The 12,201-nt window shown below is 60.7% G+C and carries 7 protein-coding genes and 1 pseudogene; 2 read left to right on the top strand and 6 right to left on the bottom strand.

Going from position 1 to position 12,201, the window contains the following annotated elements; translation table 11 throughout:
• Positions 1-35 precede the first annotated feature (35 nt).
• The 6 genes and pseudogenes from PCPL58_RS13610 to PCPL58_RS13585 all read right to left on the bottom strand — a co-directional run bounded on the left by PCPL58_RS13610 (position 36) and on the right by PCPL58_RS13585 (position 10,218).
• Positions 36-1,747, bottom strand: a pseudogene (locus PCPL58_RS13610) (ShlB/FhaC/HecB family hemolysin secretion/activation protein).
• Between the two features lie 615 nt (positions 1,748-2,362).
• The gene (locus PCPL58_RS13605; protein ID WP_065349625.1) at positions 2,363-3,604 is read right to left on the bottom strand and encodes a M20/M25/M40 family metallo-hydrolase; all 1,242 of its coding nucleotides are present in this window, start codon (positions 3,602-3,604) and stop codon (positions 2,363-2,365) included.
• A gap of 73 nt (positions 3,605-3,677) precedes the next feature.
• Positions 3,678-6,731 (bottom strand): efflux RND transporter permease subunit, encoded by a 3,054-nt coding sequence (locus PCPL58_RS13600; protein ID WP_065349624.1) that lies wholly within the window; start codon positions 6,729-6,731, stop codon positions 3,678-3,680.
• Complete coding sequence (locus tag PCPL58_RS13595) at positions 6,728-7,861, bottom strand: efflux RND transporter periplasmic adaptor subunit (RefSeq protein WP_065349623.1); 1,134 nt, start codon at positions 7,859-7,861, stop codon at positions 6,728-6,730. Before PCPL58_RS13595 ends, PCPL58_RS13600 begins: the two co-directional genes overlap by 4 nt.
• Positions 7,862-7,877: 16 nt before the next feature.
• Positions 7,878-8,726: a MipA/OmpV family protein gene (locus PCPL58_RS13590; RefSeq protein WP_065349622.1), complete on the bottom strand. Its 849-nt coding sequence runs from the start codon at positions 8,724-8,726 to the stop codon at positions 7,878-7,880.
• Between the two features lie 19 nt (positions 8,727-8,745).
• On the bottom strand, positions 8,746-10,218 hold the full coding sequence (locus PCPL58_RS13585) for an efflux transporter outer membrane subunit (RefSeq protein WP_065349621.1): 1,473 nt from the start codon (positions 10,216-10,218) through the stop codon (positions 8,746-8,748).
• A gap of 98 nt (positions 10,219-10,316) precedes the next feature.
• Here PCPL58_RS13585 and PCPL58_RS13580 point away from each other — a divergent pair, with 98 nt between their 5' ends.
• Together PCPL58_RS13580 and PCPL58_RS13575 are read left to right on the top strand one after the other, a co-directional pair.
• Positions 10,317-11,006: a response regulator gene (locus tag PCPL58_RS13580; RefSeq protein ID WP_003435879.1), complete on the top strand. Its 690-nt coding sequence runs from the start codon at positions 10,317-10,319 to the stop codon at positions 11,004-11,006.
• Positions 11,007-11,011: 5 nt separating this feature from the next.
• The gene (locus PCPL58_RS13575; protein WP_065349620.1) at positions 11,012-12,187 is read left to right on the top strand and encodes a sensor histidine kinase; all 1,176 of its coding nucleotides are present in this window, start codon (positions 11,012-11,014) and stop codon (positions 12,185-12,187) included.
• Positions 12,188-12,201 lie beyond the last annotated feature (14 nt).

Raw genomic sequence — 12,201 nt, 5'->3', positions numbered from 1 at the left:
ATGACCTCGGAACAGGTAGGTTGAATACGGTGTGATTAGAGGAAAAAGTCCATACGGAAATAGATCGGCGCTTCGCGCTCGATCACATCGGGACGTTCCAGGGAATGAGCGAACGTCACTGAGGCAGCAACGTGCTGGCCACGCGTAAACAGCTCGAACGAGTTACTGGACAAGCGACCATGCTGACTGCCGTTGTAACGATCGTTGCGGATAACACCCTGGTCGTAACCGGCAGCCCCGCGCCATACTCGGCGAACACCGGGCGCAGCCAGTCCAGGGTGACCGGGCGAGTCAGGCGCAACTCGTTACGCCAGTAACCACCGCTGTCGCCAGACAGAAACTCATCCTTGTAACCGCGCACCGATGCTGATCCGCCCAGGCTGGTGCGTTGCGAGCTGAACAGCACATCCTCACTGCGCTGCCCGGTGGCCAGGCTGGTGAAGCTCAGGTTTTCGCCCCACAGTTGAAAGGGGTGCAGGTAGCTGAGGGTGCCGGTGTATTTGCGATAACGTGCATCAGCCTCACCCGGGCGAGGATCGTGGTTGCCCTGCGCGTCCAGTGCACCGATGCCTTGCTGCATGCCCAGATCGATGTTGACGAACGCCGAGCCAACCCGCCGCCCATGGTTGATACCGAACTGCGCCTCGGTGATGCGATTGCTGCTGACCGCCAGCTTGCTGTCTTCGACATAATTGTTGGTGCGCAGGTAGGACAGACCGGCATTGAGCGAGGTCTTGCTCAGCGCGTCGCGATACACGACCCGCTCGGCCTTGAACTGGTGGTTCTGGCTATCGCCGTCCTGCTTGAAGTTGACGTTCGAGGCCTGCGCCACCGAACGATATTCACTGGTGTTGTACAGGTAGCTGAACGTCCACCAGCCCCACGGCAGGCTGTAGGCAAGCGAGGCGTTGCGGGAGGCTTTCTGCCGATCGCTGATCGCATCGTGGCCGCCGCGCAGGCTGAACTGGTCGGCCAGCCCCGACGGATTATCCCACTCAAGGCCAGCGTTCCATTGCTGCTCGCCGGTGCTGCGCTGACCTTCGTTGGTACGCGACAGGTTGGCCCGCCATGGTTTTTGCGGAGTGTTCTTGACCACTACGTCACTGCCGCCGACGACTTGGCCGGGGGTCAGTTCCATCTGCGCCTGATTGGATGGCAGGCGATTGAGCTGATCGACCATCTGCTCGATTTCGCGCAGGTTGACCATCTGGCCTTCCCTGCCGGGAAACGTCATGGCCAGCTCACGCGCCGACAGGCTGCTGGCGGCATCGCCACGCAGATGCTCCAGCTTGCCTTCGATGACCAGCACTTGCAGGTCGCCTGTCGACAGGTCCTGTTGCGGCAGGTAGGCGCGAGTCGTCACCAAGCCTTTTTCGAGGTAGTGATCGGTGATGACTTTCAGAAGCTCATTGAGCTGCGCGACACCAAGGCACTTGCCAATATAGGGCTTGGTCAACGCATCGCGCTCGGCGGCCGACAGCGAGTCGGCGCCCTTGAGCTCAATACGATTGATGGTGAAACAACGTGTATCGGCCGGGGAAGCTGGGGCAGCGGGCGTGGCTTGTTTGCCGGGCAGGTCCTTGAGCTCTTCAAGACGGCGGCGCTGCTCTTCGAGCAGGCGATCCTGACGGTCACGAATAAGGTCTTGATCACCTGGCAAACTGGCAGGAGCAGTGGCTGCAAGCGAGGTAGCTGGCGCGATGGCGAGCAGTAGCAGCAAAGCCAGTTTTAGGGCATGAGGATACACGGCGCGTCCTTGCGGTAGCATATTGCTATCAAAAAGGTGGGCAATACTAGAACGCCATCATAGCGGCGTCAAATATTTGTATCGACCTTGTATCCGATTTGTTGAACTTTTTTTAAAGCTTATTTTTACAACACTGACCTTTAGCCAGCGCTCAAGGGTCATGTGCTTAATATTGATAGGGGACAGCGTATCTTTTCGACATAGTATTAAGGTCATAATTAAATATATGCAGAAATGCTGATCGGCTAGCACGCGAAAACCGGATCGTGTCAAGGCCGCAGATACACTAGTAAAATGACTATGGTCTAAGGAAACAGGCGCAGGCATGCGGACCTTCCAGGGCTCTGGATCGGCGCCGACGGTCCTTTTTTGCATGGCCAGGGTGTAAAACAGAGGCAGCAGGTTTCGATCAAACCCTGTGGTGTGGCGCATGAGCAAAACGGGGATGAGCAATAACAACTAGTTGTCGGCCAACACTCGACAATGAACCGCTATGCCAGAATCAGCGCCGTCTCCCGCTGTATGCAGTATCGCGAGGTGTGCAGCCCTGCATTTGTTTAAAAGCGAGTCATCGACTCTAAAGCCTCCCGCGCCACGCACGGGAGGCCTATCGAATCACTGTTGCCCGGACAACTTCATGATCATTCGCGACAGCAAGTAGATCCGCGGCGCCACGCTGCCCACTTCGGCATACTCTTCGGGCGTATGGATATTGCCGCCGACAATCCCGAAGCCATCCAGCGTTGGTGTACCCACGCTGGCAGACAGACTTGAATCCGCCGCCCCGCCGCTGCCCTCGATGGTCAGGGTGCGACCCAGTTCGCCGTAGATGCCTTGCGCCATCGCGACCAATGCATCGGACTGCGCGGTCTGCGGCATCGGTGGCAGGCCACGGACCAGACTGGTCTTGACCTCGGTATCGGGCACCAGCTTGTTGGCCGACACCCTGGCCAGGTCCTGCTCGACGCGGTCGAACTCTTCCGGTACGGCAGCGCGCACATCGGCCTTGGCGCTGGCCTGATCGGGAATCACGTTGGTGCGATCCCCCGCCTTGAGCACGGTGAAGTTGATGGTGGTTTTCTTCTCCTCGTCACCCAGCTTGCCGAGTTGCAGGATCTGATGGGCAACTTCGGTCGCGGCGTTACGTCCCAGCTCAGGCGCAACGCCTGCATGCGAGGCCTTGCCCTTGACTTCGACCAGCGCGGTTGCCGAGCCTTTGCGCCACACCACCAGACCGTCGGCCGGACGCCCCGGCTCCAGGTTGAGCGTCACGTCATGCTCCTTCGCGGTTTTCTTGATCAGCTCGGTAGCAACGCCTGAGCCGGTCTCCTCGCTGGCGTCGAGCAACACCGTGATTTGCGCGTAGTCGGTGAATTTCAAGTTGTGCAGCACCTTCAGTGCATAGATAGCTGCAACGATGCCGCCTTTGTCATCCATCACCCCTGGGCCATAGGCACGCCCGTCCTTGATGTGAAACGGACGCTCGGCCGCGGAGCCTTCCTTGAACACGGTGTCCATGTGCGCCATCAGCAGAATCTTCGCCTTGCCGGTGCCTTTCAGGGTGGCGATGACGTGGTTGCTGGCCTCTGGCGTATTTGGAACGAGCTCGATGGTGGCACCGAGCTTTTTCAGTTCTTCGATCGCGATGTCGCTGACCTTGGTCAGGCCCGGTACATACCCGGAACCCGAGTCGATGTTCACCAGACGCTCCAGCAGCTTCAAGGCGTCGTCCTTGTATTGCTCGGCATCCGCCTGGATAGCCTTGTGCGGTTCGGCAATGGCCGCCGGTGCCAGGGCTGCCAGCGCAAGCGCCAGGGCAAGATGGGCGGCCAGTGGCGAGCGGGTAAATGAGCGCATGTGTTTCATCCTTGTGTTCGATCATCGAGGTTTTTTCAGGACCATACCCTACACACGTACCGGCCGTCATGGCTCACCTCGCCCTGCGCCAGCGCTCGAAGCGGTCGAACAGCAGCGCGTAGAGGATCGGAATCAGGCCCAGTGTCACCAGCGTACCCAACGCAAGGCCACCCATGATGGTGATCGCCATGCCCTCCCAGAGCGGGCCGGCAAACAGCATCAGCGGCACCAGCCCGATGATGCAGGTCAGTTTGGTCATCACGATCGGCCGCAAGCGCTTGATCGCTGCATTAACCACTGCATCACACACCGCCAGGCCTTGCTCGCGTTCAGCCTCGATACGTTCGAGCAGCAGCACGGCATTGTTGACGATGATGCCGGCCAGCGACAGCAGCCCGAAGGTGGCCATGAAGCCGAACGGATAGCCGGTGAGCACCAACGCCAGCGCCACGCCGATCAGCACGAAGGGCACGCTGGAGATGACGATCAGCAGCTTGCGGAACGAATTGAACTGCCAGACGAACAACAACAGCATCGCGACCAGTGCATGCGGCATGTACTGCAACAGCGCCTGATTGGCTTCGGCCGAGTCTTCAATTTCGCCACCCGGTTCGATGTGGTAACCCGCCGGCAGGCTGATTGCAGCTATCTGCGGTGCCAACTGTTCGACGATCGAGGTCGCCGTCATTGACGGATTGTGCCCCACCACCGTGATTGCGCGTTGCAGATTACGCCGCTGAATAGTCGATGCCTCGGCCCTGGGCTCGACAGTGGCAATGGCCGACAACATCAACGGCGCGCTCCCGGAAGCCGGATAAATCAATGTGCGGTCCAGATCATTGCCCGGTTTGCTCAGGGTGCTCTGCTCGCGCGCCACAATGGCGACAGCAGTATCGCCATCCTGCAGCGACGACACGGACAGCCCGCTGTTTCTCAGTTGCAGGGCCTGGGCGATGTCCTGAGTGGCAACACCGGCCTGCAGGGCCTTGTACGAATCGACAACAACTTCGTAACGCAGCAATCGGGTCCGCCAGTCATCGTGGACATCCAGGGTTCCGGGCAACGCCGACAACGCCTGCTCGATCTGTCGGGCAATACCGCGCAACACTTCCTCATCAGGACCGATGACCCGGTAGACCGCAATCCCCGCCTCGGTGGTGCCCATCGAGAATCGTTTGGGCTGCGCTTCGATTTCGGGGTGCTGCGCGAGGATAAACTGCCGTGTGCGCTCGATCACCGCATCGAGGTCGGCACCTTCGCGCACGCTGACAGTGAAATACGCGATATTCGGCGCGGGCAACGGGGGATTGAGGCCAAGCACGATCCGCGGCCCGCCACTGGCGACATAACCAATGCTGTGTTCCACATCCTGATCGCTGCTCAGCCACTGGCTGATATCACGCACCGCTCGCGACGTGTCTCGCGAGCTGCTGCCGGGCTCGAGCACCAGCGGAATCTGGAACTGCATGCGATCCGACTTCGGCAGAAAATCGTACGGCACCCGGGTCAGCACCACGACCGCCAACGCCAGCAAACCCATCATGCAGGCGATGAAGAGCAGCGAGTGATTCAGCAAACGCTCGATGACCTTGCGATAGCCACGGTAGAACAGCGATGCATACTCATCGGCATCATCCGCCGACGCTTTGCCGGCCGGCACCCTGGCGAAGTAAAAGCACAACAGAGGCGTCACCGTGATGCTGAGCAGCCAGGAGCTGATCAGCGTCGTGGCGAGCACAACCGCCAGCGAACGCAGGTATTCGTTGGTACTGGTCTGCCCCAGAAAGAAAGGCGAAAACGCCAGGACGATGACCAGTGAAGAAGTCAGCAGAGGGATCATCAAGGTGCGCCCGGCCTCCTCACAGGCGCGCTGTCGATCCTCCCCCGCATGCAGGCGTCGCTCAATGTCTTCGGCGATGACAATGCCGTTGTCCACCAGCAAGCCCAGCGCCAGGATGATCGCGGCAATCGACACCGTCTGCAGTTCGATCCCCAGTACGCGCATGACCAGCAGCGTACTGAGGATGGTCAAGGGCACAATCACCCCGACCACCAGCCCGGTGCGCCAGCCCAGAAATAGCATGACCACGCACATTACGATCACCACCGTCTCGGCCATGACGTGATACATCTTGCTCATCTCGTGCTCGACCACGCTGGACTGGAAGGTCACCACGTGCAAGGTAAAACCCGTCGGAAGTTGCTGCTCCAGCTCAGCGAGTCGCTTGCGCAAGGCATCACCGAAGCTTTGCACATTGAGGCCTGGCTGCATCGAAACGGCCAGTACCACAGCATCCTGTCCCTGATAGATCGCTTCGGTTTCCGGCGGGTCGACAGGGCTCACCGATACCCTGCTCAGGTTCTGCAACGCGACCTTCTGACCACTGGGCAACTGCACCGGGAACTGCCGAAGCTGCTCCGGCGAAAGCACCTCGTCACTGATCGAAAGCGTGGTGCTCTGCTGCCCGATGACCGGGTTGCCTCCCGTCGCGATCAGGTTGCGGGCCTGCAGTTGCTGAAGCAGCTGTTGCGGGGAAAGCCCGGCGGCGGCCAGCGTCTGGTGATTGAAGTCGAGGTAAATGCGTTCATCCTGCAGCCCATACAGCTGGACCTGATCGACGCCCTTGAGCTCATAAAGCTGATTACGCAAGCGCTTGATCGGGCCACGCATCTCGCCCATGGTGAAGCCCGGCGCGGTCAGCGCGATCGAAGCCACGGCGACGCGACCGAAATCATCATCGACAAAAGGCCCTTGGGTGCCGGGCGGAAAACCACCGCTCGTTTCACTCACCTTCGCCCGGAGCCGTTGCCACAGCAGCCCGAGATCCTTGACGTTGTCATACGCCGTAACCTGCACGATCACTCGGCCAGGCTGGACCGTGGTGAGCACGTTCTTGATCTCGGCCAGTTCACGGATACGCTCTTCGAGCGGCCTGGCGAGCAGTTCCTCGGTGCGCTCTGCGGACAGCCCTTCCAGAGACACGCTGACCAATGCGTCGCGAACGGTCACCGAAGGTTCTTCCTGAGAAGGAAAGCTCAAAAACGTGACAACACCGGCCAGCAAAATCAGCAAGGCAGCGAACAGGGTCAGGCGGCTTGCGCCCATGGCGCGGGAGGTAAGGTTCATTGCGCGTCACCGGTCAGGCGAGTGTCTGAATGAAACAGCGTGACGGGCTGACCGTCCTGCAGAAAGGCGGTGCCGGCAGTGACCACCTGCTCACCTGCGACCAGCCCGCTGACGACCAGTGCCCGACCTTCTCTGACCATACCCAGCGTCACGGAGCGTACGGCGACTGTTCCTCCCGCCTGGTAAACGAAGACTTCAGCAAGGTGGCTGTTGGCACCCATCCTTAACGCTTGCACTGGAACCGACAGCGACTGTGCGTCGGCAGCGGGGTGCATTTGCACAAGCAGCGTGACGCCACTGGGCAGCCTGCCGGCAGGCCGCAGCACTCGGAACACAGCCGTTCTGACCAGCCCGTCATCGGCGCGGGGCGAAATGCCTTCCAGGGCGAGATCAAACCCTACCGTACCGTCTGCGCTGCTGGAGGCGCTGGCGAGGTCGCCCGGCTCAAGCGACTCGGCAAGTGCCAACGGAACAGCCGCCACCACTTGTTGCTCTGCGGCGGACTCTATATCCAGCACCACCTGTCCGGCGGACAACACGCTCTGCGGTTGTGCATGGCGCGCCACCACACGCCCGGCAAAAGGTGCGATCAAGCGGGTGCGATCCAGTTCGCGACGGGCCAGATCCAGCTCGGCCTGCGTGCGCATCAGCTCGGCGCTGGCTTGTTCACTGGACGACTGGGCCGACTCGACCACGCTCTGAGCGACACTGCCCGCTGCGAGCAGGTTTTGCTGACGCTGGTAGTTACGCTGGCGCTCCAGCGCCTGAGTCCGAGCTAGCCGCAAAGCGGCCTGCGCCTCCTGCAGACGCAATTGCGCAGGCTGCGGATCAAGGCGGGCGAGCACCTGGCCCGGCTTGACGCTATCACCAATGTCGGCCCGCAGCTCTGTCAGGGTGCCTGCCGATTCAAACGCCAGACTGGCGCGATCCTGCTGCCGAACGGTGCCAATGAAGCGCAACGCAGCGCCCTCTCCTGCCCGCACCGTCTCAACCTTGACAGCCCGGACAGGCGGAACGCTGGCCGTCTGTTTATCACCGCAGCCACTGATCATCAGAGTGATCAGCACGACGCCGAAAGCGCGTGACACACACCGCCGTAGGGCCGGAAACGCATCAGGATTCAATCGCATGGCAGGCTTCAACCCTTCAGAAAGCGTAATTCAAGGCAATCAGGCCACTGCCTTCGGCATCGGTCTCGACCAGCGGACTGCCGCGGGTCTGGTCGGTGTAATGCGTTACCCCGACGCTTGCGACGGTTGACCAGTGGGCGTCGAAGGTATGCTGCCAGGCGAGCGACGCCGAGTAGGCGTAAATGCCGCTGTCTGCGCTGAAACTGGAGAAGCCGGTGCGCTGACTCTGGATCGGGCTCACGCCGAAATAGGTCTGGTTGTAACGGCCGTCACCAGCGTGCGCATCGATGTCGAGGGTCACCGTATCGGTCTGACTGTGGTAGGCGATGCCCTCGAAACCCAACCGGTAACGATTGCCACGTTTTTCACCAGCCACCCGCAGTTCGGCCTCGGCACTGACGGACAGCCACGGCATGAGTTGCTGGGAAACCATGAAGTCGCCAACGGTCGCGCCCTTGACGGTGCCCATCCCTCTCAGCTCGTTGGAACCAGGCCGATTCGTACTGTTTTTCTCGGTACGACCGAAATCGTAATTGAGTGCAGCGCTGGCACCGAACCCGGAATCCGACTGCCATTGCAGCCCCAGGCCGCGCGTGGTATCGGCGAAAAAGATGCCGCGCTGGACCGTCAGCATGGGCACCACCTGACTGCGGTATTCATCGGCCCCCATGTAGCGCGGCAGCACGGCCATGCCGAGCCCGAAATTGACGTTGAACCGGTCACCCAGTATCGACTGACTTTCAGCAGTGCTGTCCTGGGCGCAGGCCTGACCTGCCAGGGTCATGGCCGCAGAGGTGATCAACACGGTCAGCACAGGTTTAAGCAGCGCAGACCGCAGGTGAGTACGAGAGATTGCAGGGCTCATGGGGATACTCCGGTTTCATTCAGGATTGGGGTGGGGTTGTCGGTTCTGCTCCGTGCAGCACTCGAAACAGATCGATGCGGTTTTGCTGCAGCGCATCGAGGGACTGGCGAGCGGCTGCGTCGGCTTCAGCAATACGGAGAGTGGAAACCAGCAATGCAGTGCGCTCGACGGCGCCCGCATTGAGTTCAAAGGACAGGCGCCGCACTTTTTCCTGGACCAGCGCAACCCGCTCGACCTCGTTGCGGACATGGTTCAGGGCCTGCTGACGGCGGGTCAGCACAGCGGACATTTCACGGAAGGCGTTCTGCACAGCCTTTTCATACTCGGCCACCGCGATCTGCTGACGCACCTTGGCAAGGTCCAGGTTGGCCTGATTACGCCCGCCGTCGAACAGCGGCAGATTCAACTGCGGCGTAAACAGCCAGGCCCCGCTGCCGTTGCTGAACAAGCTGCGCAGGCTGTCGCTCTGCAAGCCCACGCCGGTACTGAGTTTTATGGACGGAAAGAACGCCGCACGGGCAGCACCAATGTTGGCATTGCTGGCCTTGAGGGCTTCTTCGCGCTGACGGATGTCAAAGCGTTCCAGCAGACGCTGAGACGGCAGATTCGACAGCCAGGACGGCGTCTCGACCAGCGCGGTGGTGAGCGCAGGGGTGTCTGGCGTGCTGACGGGCAATACCGTCGAATAGCCGGTGAGTAACAACAAGGCCTGCGACGCGTTGGCGTGATCGCTTGCCGCATCCTGTACCTGCTGTTGCGCGCTCAGGGTGTCGAGGCGCTGTGCCATCAGATCATCCAGCGAAAGCGCACCTTGACGCTGCTGCTCTTCGGCCGCCTTGACCAGCATCAGCCGGGCCTCGTGAACCGCCTGCGCATCCTGTTGCACGGCAGCGGCCAGACGCTCGGCCAGCCAGGCGCGGGCGACTTCCGCAATCAACGCACTGCGTGCCGCCTGCTGGCCGTAGGTGGTGACCAGATAATCGTGCCGCGCCGCCTCTGACAGGCTGCGCACGCGCCCGAAGAAATCCAGTTCAAAGTCAGAGACGCCCACCGACGCGATGGAAATGTCCTGGCCATAACGCTCGTCGGCGGCCGCATTATCGAAGTGCTGACGATCGCGCTCGACACCTGCAGCGAGGGTCGGAAAGCGATCGGCGCGGGTAATGCCGCGCATTGCCCTGGCCTCCTCCACACGCAGCACCGCCACACGAAAATCGCGATTGAACGCGAGGGCCGATTGCAGCAACCGGCGCAGTTCGCCTTTTGGCGACAACTCGCCAGCCAGCGCTTCTTCGTCGGCACTGAGCACGACGGCGCTGGAGGTGTTCGAGGCCGGGACCACAGCGGACGCCTGATCGACCGGGACCGGCAACGCCGGACGCTGATAGGCCGGTATCAACGAGCAGCCCGAAAGAGTCAGGCTCGCCAGCATGGCCAGGCAACGCCAGCGGCGGTTGCGGATACGCTTGGACAGCGGTGTACTCATCGGCATAGGATCTGTCCGCGACAGTGGGCTCTGGACAGCATCCTGAACGTCGACTTTCAACAAACCGTTCGTGAATTATCAAGATTTGATCAAGAGGCGCGCTCGTGTCAGGAAAACGCATTCTTATCGTTGAAGACGACGCCGACAGTGCCAGCATTCTCGAGGCTTACCTGCGTCGTGACGGTTTCAACGTCGGGCTGGCCGAAAACGGTCAGCGCGGTATCGATATGCACCGTCAGTGGAAACCCGACCTGATTCTGCTGGACGTCATGCTGCCGCTTGTCAGTGGTACCGACGTGCTGTCGGCCGTCCGGCGCTGCAGCGACACGCCGGTGATCATGGTCACCGCCATGGGCGACGAACCGGAAAAACTCGGCGCCTTGCGCTATGGGGCCGACGATTACGTGGTCAAGCCTTACAACCCGCGAGAAGTGGTGGCCCGCGTGCATGCGGTTCTGCGGCGCTCCCAGCAGAACGGCAACAACGAGCGTCATTTGCGCTACCAGAACCTGCTGGTGGAGCTGGATGCGGTCACCGCGATCATTGAAGGTCAGGATGGCGCAGAGACCGTACTCGACCTGACACCTACCGAGTTCAAGATCCTTTCAACGCTGCTGAAAACGCCGTCCAAGGCCTTCACTCGCGAAGAACTGCTGGAAATCTGCCTTCCCGACAGCGAGGCGCTGGCCAGGGTTGTCGATGCGCATGTGCATAACCTTCGGCGCAAACTGGAGATCCATGGCGTGGAAAATGTGCTGGTCACCGTCCGTTCGGTCGGCTATCGGTTCAGGTGATCTTCATGCGAGATTTTTTCAGGCACAGACAAAAACCGTTGTGGCACTGGGTCGGCATGCGCATGAGCATGCTCGCCGTCGGTGCGGTCATCGTCATCGCGTTCTGCATGTGGCTACACGTCACAGTCTCTGACTGGCTCACCCTGCAGGCAATGCCGGCCGACGTGCGCATGGAGTTCCTGCGGCTGCAGGCCGAGCCCACCCTGGACATGGTCAAGCTGCGCGAACTGTTCTTCGAGTATTACCCGATCGAAAACCTGCTGCCGGGCATTGCCAACAAGGAATGGTGGGTGCTGGCAGCGCTGGTGTCGATCGCGATCCCGATCATCATATTCTTCGGCTTTCTGTTTTCCCGTCCGCTTTCCAGCCAGTTCTCCTCGATTGCCAGAGGCGCACGTCAGGTCGCCCAGGGTGACTTCAAGACGCGCCTGCCGATGAGCGCCAACGACCCGGACGAATTGCAGGCGCTGGTCAGCGACTTCAATACCATGACCACTCAGCTCGGCCGTTACGAACTGGAAGTCAGCGAGTCCAGTGCCATGATTGCCCATGAGCTGCGCACGCCACTGAATGCCGCCATGGGACGCATACAAGGCATGATCGACGAAGTGTTCCCGCGTGACCTGGCACAACTGGAAATGGTCCACCGCCAGCTCGGCCAGTTGAACAAACTGGTGAGTGATCTGCACCTGCTCTCGCTCGCCAGCGCGGGTCAGTTGACCCTGGACAAGACGGAGTTTTCCCTTGAGAAACTGGTGGTCGAACGTCTGGGCTGGTTTGCCACGCCGCTCAATGAGGCAGGTGTCGCCGTGACGATCGATATCCCGCGGAAATTGACCGTCAACGCCGACCGTGACCGGATCGGTCAGGTCGTGAATATTCTCGTCGATAACGCGCTGCGCTATTCGGCGATGGGTGGTGAGCTGCTGATTGTCGGCAAAGCCAGCGCAGGGCGCATGGAACTGACCGTCTCGGACCGCGGCCCCGGCTTTGACTCGGAGAACCTCGAACAGGTGTTCGACCGCTTCTGGCGTGCCGAACGTTCGCGAGCGCGCTATTCGGGAGGCAGCGGCCTTGGCCTGTCCATCGCCAGAGCGATTTGTCTCGAGCACGACGGCACTATCGAGGTCCGCAACAGGCCAGGCGGAGGATCCGTCATCCGCCTGGAGATTCCGGGCTGAGCCTGCCTGTCCGG

Origin of the sequence: Pseudomonas cerasi, assembly GCF_900074915.1 — a bacterium.
Classification (GTDB): domain Bacteria; phylum Pseudomonadota; class Gammaproteobacteria; order Pseudomonadales; family Pseudomonadaceae; genus Aquipseudomonas; species Aquipseudomonas cerasi.
Note: the sequence above shows the minus strand (reverse complement) of the source record. Positions and strands in the feature narration are given on the sequence as shown.